This window comes from Lysinibacillus sp. UGB7 (assembly GCF_049058285.1).
GTDB lineage: Bacteria > Bacillota > Bacilli > Bacillales_A > Planococcaceae > Lysinibacillus > Lysinibacillus sphaericus_B.
Window position 1 is genome coordinate 109,886 of record NZ_JBMGUV010000002.1, and the last position, 15,794, is coordinate 125,679.

Sequence of the window (15,794 nt, forward strand, 5' to 3'; positions counted from 1 at the left end):
AGAAGAGTATATATTTTAGGAGGGAAGCATATGCGGATTTTCCATGTAAGTGAAGAAAGTGATATACAAGTGTTCCAGCCTCGACTACCTACTCGAACGGATTTAGATCCAACGAAAGGACTTGTATGGGCTATAGATGATAAATGTTTACCTAACTTTTTAACGCCTAGAAATTGTCCGCGTATTTGCTATCATATTGGCACAAATACAGCTGAAATCGATAAACGAACATATTTAGCATCAACATCATGTTCACATGTAGTCGTTATTGAAAACAAATGGTTTGCTTTGATGAAAAATACTAAATTATTTTTATATGAATTTGATATCAATCAATTCACTCTGCAGGATGAAAATGCGGGCTACTATGTAAGTGAAACAACACAAACACCTATTGCTAAATTCGAAGTGGTCGATTTATTTCAAGAACTATTTACACGAAATATCGAATTGCGGATAGTGGATAACTTGTGGGATATTTATGATGATATTCAAAAAACAACGTTTAATTGGTCTATGTGCAGGATGCATTTTGCTCAGCCAAGGAAATAAATTTGGTGAATTTTATAGACAGTGCAAGTATATCAAATCTAGAGGCTGTCCTAAAGAGTAATAACAATATGCTTTGAAGTACTCTGTTATGATATTTTCATGATATAAAGGTAAAAATCCGCGTAGACGTCTGCAAATCGTAAACACGGATTTTTACCATCTATGAACAAGGGCGTTATGGTTTAAACTTCCTTGCTGTTTTTTTCTGAGCTAAATAGTAAAAGACTGTTCTAATGGAGCAGTTGTTAACCCTATCAATTTGTTTTCATTATAGGTAAACGTGTATTCGTAATTTACTGACTCATTTAGCATAATTGGTAAATAATATATTAAATTGGCTATGCCTAAATTGTTGGGGTGTAGTATCCATGATATATCCTTCAAAACCGATAGATGGTTGTGCTATGATTTTAGTTGATAATTGAATGAGCACGAAATTTTCAATATAAAATATTCTCTATTGCTATCGACTAAAGTATTTCTACATGAATTGTTAAATATCCTATTCGTTAATAGAAATTGGGCAAGTAAGCATCCAGACCAATATAGAAAGTTTGTGTAACAAGCTGTTGACGGATTTTTTGATTAAAGTTTATTAAACATATTACATAACTAAGGTGGCAAGGAAATGAGGTACATGTATGATTTTAATAAGTGCCTGTTTAGCAGGGTTAAAGGTTCGATACAATGGGACAGATAGTTTAGATGAAAAAATCCAACAGCTTGTGAGTGAAAATGCAGCTGTGACAGTGTGTCCCGAATTAATGGGCGGCTTTTCTACCCCACGAGAACCAGCTGAAATTGTTGGAGGAGACGGCGAAGATGTCCTAAACGGTAAAGCATTTGTGATAGAAAAATCTGGTCGGGATGTCACAGAGCTGTACGTAAAAGGTGCCTACGCGACTTTACAAAAAGCAATAGAAGTAGGCGCTTCTACAGTCATATTAAAAGAGTATAGCCCTTCCTGTGGTAGTGCTGTGATTTATAATGGTGATTTTAGTGGTACAAAATTAGGTGGAGTAGGTGTTACGACTGCCTTACTTAGAAGAAATAATATAACAGTGCTGTCAGAAGAAAATTATAGCGATTTTTTTTGACAAACCCCTAAGTCATATTTGATGCATACTTAAAATGTCTCTACAGTTGTACATACTTGATACCTCGGATATATAGATTCGTAAGTGTTTGATAGCTTCCTTCCCCATTCAGACATGCACTATTTTTATTTTAAATTCAGTTGAAAGGACTTTATTTTTTTGCTCCTAGCAAAAGCACCCTGAAGTAGGTCATGTAATTGACTATAATTATAGTCTGTACAGATTCTGTTTGTGTTGCTCGCCATGAACAAGTAGCGAGTTTCTTCAAATTCATGGCAGCAAAAGTAAGCATCGCCTGGCATGGACAATTTTTTGAGACCTCTTAAGGTTGTCCAACAGCTACCATGCTTTTCTTTTGCATCGGCAAATGATGTCGTTCATAATTACTATTTTTCGTCAACCTATCCATCCCCTCAATCATGTATAGACGACCACTCGTTGATTGGAGCGCAGGCGGCGACTTCTGCGGGAATAGCATGAGCGAAAAGGCCCCGCAGGAGCGTAGCGACGAGGAGACTGAAAGCCATGTCCGCGAAAAGCGTCCGCCGTAGCGGAAAGCAACGGTTTCATATAGATGCTTCTATGTTTAAAAGAAAAAAGACTGTAAACATTAAGTATTTTCAAGACTTGAGATGCTACTATGGATATTAAAATCAATAGCAGTTTCTAATCTGCATACTAAATGGTCTTTAGACACTATTTGGTCAATTGTCAGCATGTCGTTCATAAGTACTATTTTTCGTCAACCTATCCATCCCCTCAATCATGTATAGACGACCACTCGTTGATTGGAGCGCAAGCGGCGACTTCTGCGGGAATAGCATGAGCGAAAAGGCCCCGCAGGAGCACTTCAAATATGTGATTATTCCCTTAAAGTACAATGTGAAAAAAGACATAATGATAGTCAATTCAGACTGTAGACAAACATTTGCTAAAAATCGAGTTTGCCTACGGTCTGTTTTCTTTTAAAAATAGAAGCATCTATATGAACCCGTAAATGTATAGGTCTATTTATTATTTTTTGTGACATTTTAATATTCAAACAAATTTGCCGATAACAATTATGCGTATTTATCTTACATTTGCGATACATTAATACGCTGAATTAACAGATACAGAATAATAAACGATATTATTTTTGGTATTTTTGTTTAATTTATTGAAGATTCGCATTTGAAAATAATAATATGTATGATTGTAACTAAGGAAAAACAAAATGTTTTCTAAGAAAGGAGGAACCAAATGAGAGATTTTTTCGAAGACAAGTACATAAATAGTGAGCAACAACTAATAAACTTAGTCAGTGAAATTAGTGAATATAAAGGGAGGTTAACTGCTTATGAAGAGCAAAGACCTGAGATATTCACGAACCTAGAAAAAACCTTACCCCTACAATACATGAAAAACTATATTTCAGTTTATAAGGATATAAAAGTTTCAAATAAGAGATTAAAAGAACTTATTTTAGGTAATATGGTACCCCAATCTATCTCGGAAGATGCGATATTTTGTTATTATGAGACTCTGACTCTTGTACATAAAAAATCTTGTACTTTTTCTATTAGTCCAGAAACTATACAAGAATTGCATTTTCAATTAATCCATTATAATACCTCTGACAGTGCAAAATGGCGCCAGAAACCATTTTCTATCCCAGGAATTCCAGAAAACGGGATGCATACGATAAGTTATCGTCCTCTTCCACATGAAAATATTCCACAGGCTGTGGAACAATTATGCTACCAGTACAATTCATTAAATAGTAATAAGGAGCTACCTACACTTCTATTGATAGCTCGTTTTATATTGAATTTTTATTGCATAGTCCCTTTCAGTCAAGGTAATGGCAGACTAACACTTATGTTAATGCAATTACTTTTAGTAAAAAGCGGACATACATTTGTAAAATATGTTTGTTTAGAAGAATTTATAAAGAAAAATGAATCAGAATACTATGGTGCCATCTATAGATCTTCGGTTAATTGGAATTGTAATGGGCATAATATTAGCTTCTGGTTAAAAATGTTCTTAATTATTATATTAGAGGCTTATAAAAACCTGCATAACAGAGTACTGGATTGCGTATGTAAACATACTAAGTTAGAGCGAATTCAGAATTTTATACTTAGCCAAAAGCAACCTTTTACAAAAGAATACATTCGAAGTATTTATCCAGATATAGCTGAAAGTACAATTAGTAAAGCGTTGACCGCTTTGCAATTAGTAGGAGAAATTAAACTGATTTCAAAAGGGAGAAATGCGCGCTGGATGAAAGTCCAATCCTGAAAAGGATTGAATTCTCACGTGATCAAAAAGGTTTTATTTTTCCAGAACATGTCGCTGCAGATTCCATTATTAAACCATTGTTTGAAATCGTAACTAAGTAATGGCTGTTAATTTTAATGGAATAGGATTTAAGGAACCGTACGCAACATACCAAAAATCTATGAACCAATTGCCACTCTTTAATCGGCAATTGGTTCTTTAGTTTGTTTCTATCCAAGTATCTACATAGATTTTTTGAAAAGTGCTTTGCATCATTCCAACTTACCTTTCACTTATGTTGCTTCAACTCTCCTCGTTCTTCTACTTCGTACGGATGGATTCAACCACATAGCTGAATATTATCAGGCTGATAATATTTTTATTTGATTTCCATACGTCTAGAGTGACTAGTATCAGTATCTCTAAATTTATTTCAGTTTCTCTAGTTTTTTGCACTAGAACCAATAATATGTCATTTTTCAATCATCAATCTGCTGATTTTCCCCATATTGTGGCATATTCATATTAATTTTGTTTATATTAATCTATTTTAAAATCAAAATTACAGTTAAAATACTCTATTTTGTACATAAAATAGAGTATTTTAACTATAATTTGCCAAATAATGTGACTATATCTAAAATTTACATTATAGGAAAATGTTATTCTAACAAGGCTCTTTCCTAAAATTATAAGTATATTGGGGTGCTTAAAATGTATAAAAAATCGTCTGAATTATTGTGAATAAATATCATACAGAGGAGGTAAATAGAATGAAAAAGAAAATAATTACAGGATTGATGGTTACATCCATTGTTGCTACAGGAGTTATTCCTATTCATACTTTTGCAACGCCTATAGTTCATGCGGAGATTCAAGAAGAGAACATGGCTCTTTCCTCATCATTAAGAAAATTAGGTGCACAATCTAAATTGATCCAAATGTATATAGACCAAGCTTTAATGAGTCCTAATGTACAGTTAGCGGAAGTACCAGCTTTAAATACGGAGCAATTCCTTATAAAACAAGATATGAAAGAATGGTCATCGGAACTTTATCCAAATTTAATTCTACTAAATTCAAAAAGTAAAGGATTTGTCACTAAATTTGATAGCTATTATCCAACATTAAAAGAATTTGTAGATAATCAGGGAGATAAAGAAGGTTTCTTGGATAGACTGGAAGTCCTTCAAGGAATGGTGATGACAAACCAAGACTACGCCCAACTTCAAATTAATGAGTTAACAGATCTAAAATTACAGCTCGATAAAAAACTAAAAGACCTTGATACTGATGTGACAAAAGCGCAGGGGATACTAAGTTCAGAGGGAACAGGGAAAATAGACAAGCTTAAAGGTGAATTACTAGATACTCAAAAATCCATTCAAAATAATTTACAGCAAATAGCATTGGTGCCAGGAGCTTTAAATGAACAAGGACTTAAAATATTCCTAGAGATTTATAGTCTTTCGAAAGATATCCTTGAACCAGCTGCTCAAACAGCTGCAGCAGCATATAACAAAGGAAAAGAAATTAACAACGCCATTCTAGAAGCAGAGAAAAAAGCAGAGCAAGAAGCAAAAGAAAAAGGTCTGTCTGCTCTAGAGATTGAAGCTGCCAAAAAAGAAGCCCGTGAAGCAATTGAGAAAAACAAACAAGGTGAAATTGCTGCAGCTGCAGCTACAAAAACGCAAGAGTATGACCTTATGAAAGCAATTGACCCAGAAAAAATCAAAAAAACATATAGTACCTTCGCTGAAGTAAATAAACTAATGGCAGAACAGCGAGCATATTTAGATGATTTAGAGAAGCAAAACCAAAAATTATATGATTTAACAACGAAATTAACCATAGCAGATTTACAACAATCAATGCTTCTTCTTATGCAACATGATTTGCATACATTTGCTAGCCAAGTGGATGTAGAACTTGACCTAATGAAACGCTATAAAGAAGATTTGAACCTAATAAAAAATAGCATCACAACTTTATATACTGATGTTGATACTGCTAGTAATCAGTCTCAAAAAGATACTTTAAGACGATTAAAAAATGTAATAAGTCAACTTGAGGAACAGGTTAATAAGTTTTAATAGTTAGCATTTGAGAAAATTATATTAACCTATCGAAAAATTGGAGGAAATAAATGTGAATAAATTTCCATATAAAGTGTTGAGCGTGGTCACTCTGGCAACGGTTATAACTGCTACTAACAGTAGTTCTATTCATGCACTTGCACAAGAACAGAATGTTCAACAACAGATTGCTCAAGTACAGAACATAGGAAATTATGAACTAGGACCTGAAGGACTGAAGAAAGCGTTGGCTGAAACAGGTTCTCATATACTTGTCATGGATTTGTACGCAAAAACAATGATTAAACAACCAAATGTAAATCTATCCAATATTGATTTAGGTTCAGAAGGGGGAGAATTAATCAAAAATATTCACCTTAATCAGGAACTATCTCGAATCAATGCAAATTATTGGTTAGATACCGCGAAACCAAAGATTCAAAAGACAGCACGTAATATTGTCAATTACGATGAACAATTTCAGAATTATTACGACACATTAGTAGATTTTGTACAAAAGAAAGATAAGGAAGGCCTAAAAGAAGGCATAAGTGATTTAGTCAGTACAATTGATATAAATTCAAAAGAAGTGACAGAAGTAATTAAAATGTTAGAAGCCTTCAAAACAAAACTGTATACAAATACTATAGATTTTAAAAATAATGTGGGTGGTCCAGATGGGAAGGGTGGATTAACAGCCATATTAGCGGGAAAACAAGCACTGGTTCCACAACTTCAAGCTGAAATTGAACAACTACGTTCTACTCAGAAAGCACATTTTGACAATGTATTAGCATGGTCAATTGGTGGTGGATTGGGAGCAGCCATTTTAGTTATTGGCACTATTGCAGGAGGGGTTGTAATTGTTGTGACTGGCGGCACAGCGACACCAGTTGTTGTGGGTGGCCTTACAGCTCTCGGTGCAGCGGGCATTGGTTTAGGTACAGCAGCTGGTGTTGTGGCGTCTAATCACATGAACTCCTATAACGAAATTTCGAATAAAATCGGAGAATTAAGCATGAAAGCCGATCTTGCTAATCAAGCAGTTATTTCACTTACTAACACAAAAGACACTCTGACATATCTGTATCAGACAGTAGATCAAGCGATAATGTCTCTAACAAATATTCAACAACAATGGAATACTATGGGGGCAAATTATAAAGATTTATATGATAATATCGATCAAATGCAAGACCATAAGCTCTCTTTAATACCTGATGATTTAAAAGCTGCCAAACAAAGTTGGAATGATATTCATAAAGACGCAGAATTTATTGCAAAAGACATTGCTTTTAAACAAGAAGAAATGAACTAAAAACTAAAATATATAGAGGAGGCATATAAAATGAAAAAAAAATATCTATTCAAATTACTAGCTGTATCGACGATGTTAACCTTGACAACAACTTCTGTTGTCTCTCCAGTAGCTACTTTTGCAAGTACAAGTGAAATTAAACAAACTAACAATGAGGATACGTCTCTTTCAGCAAACGAAGTGAAGATGAAAGAAACCTTAAAAAAGGCTGGGCTTTTTGCTAAATCTATGAATGCCTATTCTTCTATGTTAATTAAGAATCCGGATGTGAACTTTGAAGGCATTAATATTAATGGATATCCAGATTTGCCTGGTAAAATTGTACAAGATCAAAAGGATGCAAGAGCACATGCTGTTACATGGGATACAAAAGTAAAAAAACAGCTGATAGATACATTGACAGGCATTATTGAATACGATACAAAATTTGAAAATTATTATGACGTAATTGTAGAGGCAATTAACACAGCAGATGGAGAGACTTTAATAGAAGGGATTACTGATTTACAAGATGAAATTCAACTAAATCAAAAGTATGCACAACAATTAATAGCAGAATTAATTAAATTAAGGGACGCTATTGGACAAGATGTTCGAGAATTTGGAAGTAATAAAGATCTCTTACAGACGATTTTAAAAAACCAAGGGGCTGCGGTTGAGGACGATCAAAAGCGTCTAAATGAAATTTTAGAATCAGTAAACTATTATAAACAATTAGAAAGTGATGGCATCATCACAATATCTGTGCCTACTATTCCTACGTGGATTGCCGGTGGAATAATGCTGGGAATAGCAAGAGAGCAATTAAGTCAATTAGAACCGTTATTAGCACAATTAAGTCAGACAGTTGATTATAAAATAACATTAAATCGTGTAGTTGGAGTTGCACATAATAATATTAGTGAGATGTATGGGGCACTTGATGATGCTATTAATGCACTTACTTATATGTCTGCGCAATGGAATGACTTAGACTCTCAATATACGGGCGTGCTGAGACATATTGAGAATGCAGCTGAAAAAGCCGATCAAAATAAATTCAAATTTTTACTACCTAACTTGAATGCAGCTAAAGACAGCTGGAAGACATTAAAAATAGATGCAGACACATTAAAGGAAGGTATAAAAGAATTAAAAATATAACCTGATGCCACGCAGAATAGAGGCATATAGATTGACATAAAAAAATCTAGAATCCTGTAATCTCAAACTAAATAAGGCAATAAAAGATACACATGATTAAAACACAATACTTTTTTACCTTTAGTAAAATCGGATTACACATTATTAAAGTGCCCCATCACTAGGAAGTGAGGGGCACTTTTTTTATTCAACAAGCAAAATACGAGGTGAGGTTTTAGCTATAACTTTTGTTGATAACCAGCAGCCAATGCATGAAGCAACAATGCTTAAGCTAGCTACTGCCATACTTAAAGGCCAATGGATAACAAGTGGTAACTCGATTAATCCATATTCCAAAATAATGTTCTTTAGTGCAAGCGGAATTAGCTTTATGCCGAAAAAAATACCGAGTAAAGCACCTGATATCGACAGGATCAAAACACCAAAAGTAATGGACCATCTAATATTGTTTGAAGTCATACCAAGGGCTTTGTAAATGCCGTAAGTGCTACTTTCTTTTCTAACATTTATTCGAGAAACACTGAAAATAATTATACATGTAACGGTCATTAAGACTATACCCATTATGGATAGCGGAATGATTAAAACGGTAATTACCTCTTTGAAAACGGAGTCCAATAATGTCTGTTGCGTTACAGCTGAGATAGAGTCTGTGAATTTTTGGTTTAAATCATCTACTACTTGGTCTGCTAACATTTCATTTTGTAAATTAATCATAGTGATTTCCGATGCAGAGTAATGCACATTGTAAACCTCGATGACTTTAGCTGTAATTCTTGCAGAGTTAGACATATTGGCTATCGATTGATAAATGCCAGTAATGATTAGGCTATGCTGTTGACCTTGAATATAAACGTCTATAACATCACCTAAACTTTTATTTAAAGTTCTTGCAACATTTACACCGATAGCAATCTCATTTTTATTAGAAGGGTTATGGCCCAATATATTTTCATAGCCTAAGTCATCGTAGCTACCTTCTACAACATTTATACTGATGTTTAAAGGTTGCTGGGTGTCGTTTGGAACAACGCCTGTTAATTGATCTAACCATGCGTAATTTTTAATTCTTCCATCAGTATGGATTTGCTTTTCAAAGCTTTCTTTTGAAAAAGCGGCCTTATTAAATACGGTCACTGCTATATTCGATGAATCATAGCCCCAAGCCGGTGAAGTTTGTTTGATGGCAACAAAGCTATTTAGAATGACAACACTAAAAACTAAAATAGCACAAGTGAGCGAGGTGAGTAGAATGATAAGAATGGAGCTTTTCACATTTCTTGTCATATTTTTCAAAGCAAGTTTTAATTGAATCGGTAATTCTATAACATGTAAAATACGATTTGATTTGTTTAAGCGCCTATTCATTTTACTGTTAGTGCGTTCAGCCATGCCGTACTTGATTGCCTGTACGGGCTCTACATGACGAGCCTTATTCGAACAGAAAAAAGCAGTAATAATAATAATCGTAAGTAACATCAAGCCTAGAAGGATATTCGTGCTCCAATTTTGGATAATGGCTAAATGATTTCCTGCTTTCAAAAAGGCTAACGAGCTTTCAATGATGATGCGAGATAGTATATGACTGGCTAGTAGACCGGGGATAATGGCCAGCACGGACAGCAATCCATATTGCAACACATATGTGGCGATAATTCCTTTTGATGTTAACCCGAGTGATTTAATAACACCGATCGTTTTGTAATTCGATAAAATGGCATCAGAAATACTAAAACCTATAATGAATAATGAAATAAAGAGCATTGCTATGCCTAGAACAATCATCATGAAGCCGATGATTTTATTGATAATCAAATAAAAAGCGGCAATTTCTTCATAGTCCATTTTTGATTCAAGATAGGGACTTTGTAAATATTGTTCAAATGCCATCCAATATTTTGCACTCTGTTGATAGTCATCAAATCTCAACGCCATCATGTATTGATCGGTTCCTGTCATTGTTGCGAATTGTACTTTGTAATCTTGCTCATTCATCCATATACGTGCATTTGTTGTAAATGGTCCACCATAGGGCATATCTATAACAATCGCTGAGACACGTAGTTTGAAGCTAATTTCATCTGATTGGAATTCCACAGAATCACCAAGTGCTATGCCTGAAGTTGTAGCCATTGAGGTTGGAATCCAAATGGTACCTTGTTCTGGAAAAGACTTTTTTTCACCTTGTGAAAATACAAGTTGGTCGATGACTAAAGGTGTCTTAGGTGTGTTCATCATTAATAAGTATAAATTCGGAATTTCAGTGCCATTAAACTTTATGCCCGATAAATTCCTATATGGGATAAGTTGTGAAGCAGTTACACCATGTTGCTGCTGCCACCAGCGATTCGCTATCACGGGATTGTGAATATCATCGCCCATCGTTAAAACTTGGTGGGCACCCTTAGATTCTTGGTGCGCTTTTTCGAACATATTATGTGTATTGTTAATAATTGTAACTGATGTGACTAGAAGTAACGTTGACAACATTATCAGTATTGCAATAAGTGTGTTTTGAATTTTTCTTTTTCGTATATGGGCGATACAAAGAGTAGTGATTGCGTACATAGTCTACTCCTTTCTCGAAACATAAGAAAAGATAATATGTTCACGTTCTTGCATATCCGTATCATCAAATTTTTCAAAATTTAAGATACCATCTAACTTGCCATCCTGAATAATTATAAGTCGGTTTGCCCGACAAGCAGCTTTTATATCATGTGTAATCATTACAATGGACTGCCCTTTATTATTCATATTTGTTAAAGTATCTAATACGGCAACTCCTTGATTATAATTTAAACTACCGGTGGGTTCATCAGCAAAAATTACCTCTGGGCTATTAACTAATGCCCTAGCGATTGCAGCTCTTTGTTGCTGGCCACCTGATGTTTGAGAGGGCAGACGGTTACGTTGCTCTTCCAAGCCCATCGTTTGTAGAAGCATCTCTGCCTTTTTTAGCACTTTATCTTTAGCTATTTTTGCAATATATCCTGGTAGGGCTATATTTTCAAGCATCGTCAAGTCAGGCACCAGATTACTATTTTGATAGATGTAGCCTATCTTTTTTGAACGAAATGCTGCTAGCTGTTTTTCAGTAAACCGATCAATCCTGTCTCCTCGAAAATAAACTTCGCCAGCTGTAATTGAATCCAGTCCACTTAATAGATAAAGAAGAGTGGATTTTCCGGAACCAGAATTCCCCATAATAACTGTAAAATCACCATCAAAAATGTCCAAATCAATATTTTTTATTGCATGGTATTGTTCACTTCCTGTTGAATACGTCTTACATAAATTTCTGGCATGAATTAGTACCTCTTTTTCCAATCTAACACCCCCTAAATGCTTTGTATTATTAGTGTAAGGGCTATTTATTACAATGTTCTTATCGAAATATTAATAAAGTATTACATCAACTGTAGCAAGTACTATTCGTAGTGATTTTTTAGCATACTAGTAACTTTCTGAAAGACAAGACGTTATATAAAACAACTAAATAGCAATTTAAAATAGGAGCTTCGAAATATGCCATTAACCTTTGCACATCCAGCAGCCATATTGCCTTTCTCAAGAAAAAGTAACTATATTCATTTTTCTGCTATGGTTTTAGGAAGTATGGCTCCTGATTTTTGAATATTTTTTAAGAGGTCAACCATTGGGGGAAGTGGGGCATACCTTTACAGGGTTTGTTTTTTTAAATCTTCCCTTGGTAATAATTATTTACTTTATATATCATACTTTTGTCCATCAAACATTAGAGAATTATTTACCCGCGTTTTTACAAAATACATTTAGCAATCCATTACATGGTCGTAAAGGATGAAAGGTAGTCGTATTTTGTTATTCAGCGCTTTTTGGCATGTTAACGCATGTAGTGTGGGATTCTTTTACACATATAAATGGCTTTATGGTACGGAATTTTCCTATGTTTATGCAATCGTATAGTCTTTATGGCTTTGGCATACCGTTCTATAAATTTTTACAGCATGGCAGTACATTATTTGGAATAACATGCATCATTGTTTATATGATTTATAGAGCCTTCCGTGACAAAAAACAAAATATCTCGACTATTTATCCAAAACAAAAACTCGTTTTTGGTGTATCCTTTTCTTTTTAACATGCGTAAACGTATGTCTCTGGTATCTACTTTCCTATGTTTCGATTAGCGATTATGGTGTAATGGTTGTCCGAATAATAGATTCCTTTTTCGTAAGTTTGTTCACGATTTCTTTGTTGGTCAGCTATCGACAACAACAATTCACTTCACAATAGCGCAAATATCGATGTCCTCGAGGTTTCTGCAAGCCTCGACAGGCCCTTTTACGTCTAGCGAGGTCTTGCCTAGCTTACTTTCCCTCAGCAGTCGCAAACCATCATCTCTAAATTCGGTAGTAGGATTTTACCTAATAGGAAGTAGCAGGGTAAAGGCTGTTCCTTCATTGTGCTTACTTTTAAATGAAATGGTACCATGATGGGCCTCCATAATATGCTGACAAATCGATAATCCGAGACCTGCTCCTTCATTCTTAATAGCCGTTCCGCCTGTAGCATGAACGCCTCTGAAATAACGTTCAAATATAAAAGGCATATCTTGAGGAAGCATGCCTTTGCCACTATCAATGACCATGATTTTAAGAAATTGTGCCTCAACATCAATCGAAACGGTTATTGAATCCCGGGAAGTTGTATGTTTCAGCGCGTTCGTTAGAAGATTCGTAAGGACTTGTTCTAAGCGCTGCTCGTCAACATGAATCAGTACATTGGGTATGTCTAGAGGCTCTATAAAGTGAATGCCGGTTGTTTGTACGTAATGACTCATAGGACGAAGGATGTTTTCCAACATCTCTTTACTGTATTGCTCTGTTAAGTTCACAGGAATATGACCAAGTTCTTTTAATGTATGAATAAATAAATCATCAAGAAGTCTCGACATTTTTTCCGTGTTTGTCTGCATGACGTGAATATAGGCCATGACCGATTCCATGTCAGGACAAATACCATCAGCAATGGCATCTAAATAGGCTTTTATGGTGGTAAGAGGTGTTTTCACATCATGCGAAATGCTAGATACAAGCTTTTTTTGGTTCTGTTGTTGTGCATCGCGTTGCTTATTAAGATTCATAATTTCTATTCGCATTTGTTCAAATACAGCATATAAATCACCAATTTCGTCAGCTTTTACATAGGCTGTTTTCTGTTCATAATTGCCTCTTACGATTTCTACTGTACTCTTTTTTAAATTGTCTAAAGGAGATAGAATATCTGTTTTCGTTTTATAATAAATGCGATAGACAAGACCTATGATAAAAATGGCCAGTATGCTAATAATCAGCAATATTAGGTAGTTGTTTGAAGTCGTTTGCTGTACAGGTATGAGTGTATCTTGATCGATCGTGAAAATGGCATTACCTATTTGACTTTGTCTGTCTTTGCCGACAATAGGAAAGGCAATTTTAATAATGCCAGGTTCCTGTTTTGATGTATATAAATCAAAATGTAAATCATTTTTTAGATTGATGTAGGTTGGGGAATCTTTGGTTGAGCTGAAAATCACTTTGCTATCTAGTTGAACAACGGTGACGTCTATTTTCTGCTTGTTGCTCATTGCTTGTAGGGAACTTTGTAAATCAGAATTTTTTTCAATATTTATAAAATGTTCTTCTATGTATGATAAAAGATGGTTTACATTGAGTCTGATTTGATTGATTACATCATCATTACTAGATTTCTCAATAGGTTTTGAATTACAAAAAAATAAATAGAGTACACATCCATATAATAGCAATAAAAAAACTAACATGGCTCTTAACCATTTCTTCATCCACTTCTTTATATACATAGCGCGCTCCTATTTAGTTGTTTTGAGTAGTAAATTTATAACCGACGCCCCAAACGGTTTGGATATAAACTGGGCTGGATGGATTGTTTTCAATTTTCTCTCGAAGCCGTCTAATATAAACAGTAATTGTATTTTCATCTCCATATGCATCGTAGCCCCAAATAGCATCTAGTAGCTGACTTTTTGAGAAAACTTGATTGCTACTTTCAATTAAAAAATATAACAATTCGAATTCTTTCGCTGATAGGGCAATTTGCTGTCGGTCGCGTTTAAAAGTATGCTCTGTTTTATTGATCTCCATATTGTCGATTTGAATTATTTCTTTTTTCTTCGTATGTTCTTGTAATAATCTATCCTGTTTACGTAAGTGTGCATTTATCCTTGCTACAAGTTCGCTTAAGGAGAAGGGTTTTGTCATATAATCATCAGCACCGAAACCTAATCCAAGTACTTTATCTGTGTCACTGCCCCTCGCACTTAATATAAGAATCGCAACATTACTTTTCTCACGAATCTGACGGCATAACTCAATACCATCACAATCAGGAAGCGTAAGGTCAAGAATAATGAAGTCAGGGCTTTGTTCTTTCAGAAAGCGCATAGCATCTTCGCCAGTCCGCGATATTATAGGCTCGAAATGATGGACACGCAGATAATCTTTAACGATATTCGCAATATTATGTTCGTCTTCAATAATTAATACTGTGGCTTTCTTACTCATGATTCGTTCAGTCCTTTGTATGAAAATTTACTAACTATAAAAAAGTGACAACGTTTACGCCATTACACTTTATGTTTGTGATTCAAGATGAAAAAGAATAAACCAATCAATAGCAGACTATAAATAAAAATCCAAGCAAATTGCCAGTAAAAAACAATGGGTATATATTTCAAACTGTCGTCTGAGCTCATCATTTCTAAAACTAGATGAACAGGGGGGAGCAGCCAAATAAGACCTTTCACTTGTAGCAATACACTTTTTAACGTGGCAATTACAACAGCTATGATGAGGGTACTAAGAACGCCCCACCAAGTATTTTGCCTGTCTCTCACGAGTTCTCTTGTAAATATTGCGGAGAGTGCTATAGCTAGGACAGACAGACTAAAGTGAGATAGAAAGCCCATTATTAGATGTAATACGCTTGGCTGTTCACTAAACGCTCCAATCAGAATAGGGTAAATCACGGACACCGTGCTAAGACAAAAAGCGATAGCTACACAAACAATAAAAAGTGCTCTGTTATACGCACTTTGCCCTTTAGAATGGAGTATGGTAATGACTTTTTGACCTTCGTCTTCCGCGTGAAATACGGTGATTGTAAACCAACCCATAAGAAAGAACAGCATGATCGATGTAAAGGAATAACTATCTAATATCGGATTAGGCACAAATGTATAATTCACCACAATAAACAAAATGAAAATTGAAAAAGGTGGAATATAGTTATTAGTTCTTAAATAATTGATACAGTGATAGCGCAATAAATTTTTCATCTCGG

Annotated in this window: 13 protein-coding genes and 2 pseudogenes; 8 read left to right on the plus strand and 7 right to left on the minus strand. The window is 34.8% G+C overall.

The window, feature by feature from the left end:
• Positions 1-30: 30 nt before the first annotated feature.
• A complete protein-coding gene (locus ACOMCU_RS02875) occupies positions 31-552 on the plus strand; it encodes a DUF6886 family protein (protein ID WP_421049410.1) in 522 nt (173 codons plus the stop codon).
• 641 nt (positions 553-1,193) lie between these two features.
• The gene (locus tag ACOMCU_RS02880; RefSeq protein ID WP_010860753.1) at positions 1,194-1,649 is read left to right on the plus strand and encodes a DUF523 domain-containing protein; all 456 of its coding nucleotides are present in this window, start codon (positions 1,194-1,196) and stop codon (positions 1,647-1,649) included.
• Between the two features lie 151 nt (positions 1,650-1,800).
• Here the strand turns inward: ACOMCU_RS02880 and ACOMCU_RS02885 are convergent.
• Together ACOMCU_RS02885 and ACOMCU_RS02890 are read right to left on the minus strand one after the other, a co-directional pair.
• Positions 1,801-2,017: pseudogene (locus ACOMCU_RS02885) on the minus strand (transposase); the annotation flags it as partial.
• Positions 1,972-2,127 (minus strand): hypothetical protein, encoded by a 156-nt coding sequence (locus ACOMCU_RS02890; RefSeq protein ID WP_421049411.1) that lies wholly within the window; start codon positions 2,125-2,127, stop codon positions 1,972-1,974. The gene ACOMCU_RS02890 and the pseudogene ACOMCU_RS02885, both read right to left, overlap by 46 nt.
• Before the next feature lie 764 nt (positions 2,128-2,891).
• On the opposite strand from ACOMCU_RS02890, the gene ACOMCU_RS02895 reads away from it, so the two are divergent.
• From ACOMCU_RS02895 to ACOMCU_RS02910, 4 genes are all read left to right on the plus strand, one after another.
• Positions 2,892-3,935 carry a Fic family protein gene (locus tag ACOMCU_RS02895; protein WP_010860754.1) on the plus strand — a complete coding sequence of 348 codons (1,044 nt, stop codon included), beginning with the start codon at positions 2,892-2,894 and terminating at the stop codon, positions 3,933-3,935.
• A gap of 752 nt (positions 3,936-4,687) precedes the next feature.
• Positions 4,688-6,007 carry an HBL/NHE enterotoxin family protein gene (locus tag ACOMCU_RS02900; RefSeq protein ID WP_010860755.1) on the plus strand — a complete coding sequence of 440 codons (1,320 nt, stop codon included), beginning with the start codon at positions 4,688-4,690 and terminating at the stop codon, positions 6,005-6,007.
• 55 nt (positions 6,008-6,062) lie between these two features.
• Complete coding sequence (locus ACOMCU_RS02905; RefSeq protein WP_421049412.1) at positions 6,063-7,307, plus strand: HBL/NHE enterotoxin family protein; 1,245 nt, start codon at positions 6,063-6,065, stop codon at positions 7,305-7,307.
• Between the two features lie 30 nt (positions 7,308-7,337).
• Entirely contained in the window at positions 7,338-8,450 is a 1,113-nt protein-coding gene (locus ACOMCU_RS02910) for an HBL/NHE enterotoxin family protein (protein ID WP_010860757.1), read from the plus strand.
• A gap of 183 nt (positions 8,451-8,633) precedes the next feature.
• Here the strand turns inward: ACOMCU_RS02910 and ACOMCU_RS02915 are convergent, their stop codons facing one another.
• Both ACOMCU_RS02915 and ACOMCU_RS02920 read right to left on the minus strand, forming a co-directional pair.
• Positions 8,634-11,018, minus strand: a complete 2,385-nt coding sequence (locus ACOMCU_RS02915) for an ABC transporter permease (protein WP_421049413.1) — start codon at positions 11,016-11,018, stop codon at positions 8,634-8,636.
• Between the two features lie 3 nt (positions 11,019-11,021).
• A complete protein-coding gene (locus ACOMCU_RS02920; RefSeq protein ID WP_010860759.1) occupies positions 11,022-11,780 on the minus strand; it encodes an ABC transporter ATP-binding protein in 759 nt (252 codons plus the stop codon).
• Positions 11,781-11,978: 198 nt separating this feature from the next.
• On the opposite strand from ACOMCU_RS02920, the gene ACOMCU_RS02925 reads away from it, so the two are divergent.
• A complete protein-coding gene (locus tag ACOMCU_RS02925) occupies positions 11,979-12,086 on the plus strand; it encodes a DUF4184 family protein (protein WP_010860760.1) in 108 nt (35 codons plus the stop codon).
• A gap of 31 nt (positions 12,087-12,117) precedes the next feature.
• Positions 12,118-12,573 (plus strand): annotated as a pseudogene (locus tag ACOMCU_RS02930) (DUF4184 family protein).
• Between the two features lie 282 nt (positions 12,574-12,855).
• On the opposite strand, the gene ACOMCU_RS02935 reads toward ACOMCU_RS02930, so the two are convergent.
• The 3 genes from ACOMCU_RS02935 to ACOMCU_RS02945 all read right to left on the minus strand — a co-directional run bounded on the left by ACOMCU_RS02935 (position 12,856) and on the right by ACOMCU_RS02945 (position 15,789).
• Complete coding sequence (locus ACOMCU_RS02935; RefSeq protein ID WP_010860763.1) at positions 12,856-14,295, minus strand: sensor histidine kinase; 1,440 nt, start codon at positions 14,293-14,295, stop codon at positions 12,856-12,858.
• Positions 14,296-14,308: 13 nt separating this feature from the next.
• Positions 14,309-15,016 carry a response regulator transcription factor gene (locus tag ACOMCU_RS02940; protein WP_421049414.1) on the minus strand — a complete coding sequence of 236 codons (708 nt, stop codon included), beginning with the start codon at positions 15,014-15,016 and terminating at the stop codon, positions 14,309-14,311.
• Positions 15,017-15,078: 62 nt separating this feature from the next.
• On the minus strand, positions 15,079-15,789 hold the full coding sequence (locus tag ACOMCU_RS02945; protein ID WP_036131997.1) for a hypothetical protein: 711 nt from the start codon (positions 15,787-15,789) through the stop codon (positions 15,079-15,081).
• Positions 15,790-15,794 lie beyond the last annotated feature (5 nt).

Coding starts and splice junctions, on each gene's coding strand:
- ACOMCU_RS02875 (WP_421049410.1), top strand. CDS start 31: ATGCGGATTTTCCATGTAAGTGAAGAAAGTGATATACAAGTGTTCCAG.
- ACOMCU_RS02880 (WP_010860753.1), top strand. CDS start 1,194: ATGATTTTAATAAGTGCCTGTTTAGCAGGGTTAAAGGTTCGATACAAT.
- ACOMCU_RS02890 (WP_421049411.1), bottom strand. CDS start 2,127: ATGCTATTCCCGCAGAAGTCGCCGCCTGCGCTCCAATCAACGAGTGGT.
- ACOMCU_RS02895 (WP_010860754.1), top strand. CDS start 2,892: ATGAGAGATTTTTTCGAAGACAAGTACATAAATAGTGAGCAACAACTA.
- ACOMCU_RS02900 (WP_010860755.1), top strand. CDS start 4,688: ATGAAAAAGAAAATAATTACAGGATTGATGGTTACATCCATTGTTGCT.
- ACOMCU_RS02910 (WP_010860757.1), top strand. CDS start 7,338: ATGAAAAAAAAATATCTATTCAAATTACTAGCTGTATCGACGATGTTA.
- ACOMCU_RS02915 (WP_421049413.1), bottom strand. CDS start 11,018: ATGTACGCAATCACTACTCTTTGTATCGCCCATATACGAAAAAGAAAA.
- ACOMCU_RS02925 (WP_010860760.1), top strand. CDS start 11,979: ATGCCATTAACCTTTGCACATCCAGCAGCCATATTGCCTTTCTCAAGA.
- ACOMCU_RS02935 (WP_010860763.1), bottom strand. CDS start 14,295: ATGTATATAAAGAAGTGGATGAAGAAATGGTTAAGAGCCATGTTAGTT.
- ACOMCU_RS02940 (WP_421049414.1), bottom strand. CDS start 15,016: ATGAGTAAGAAAGCCACAGTATTAATTATTGAAGACGAACATAATATT.
- ACOMCU_RS02945 (WP_036131997.1), bottom strand. CDS start 15,789: ATGAAAAATTTATTGCGCTATCACTGTATCAATTATTTAAGAACTAAT.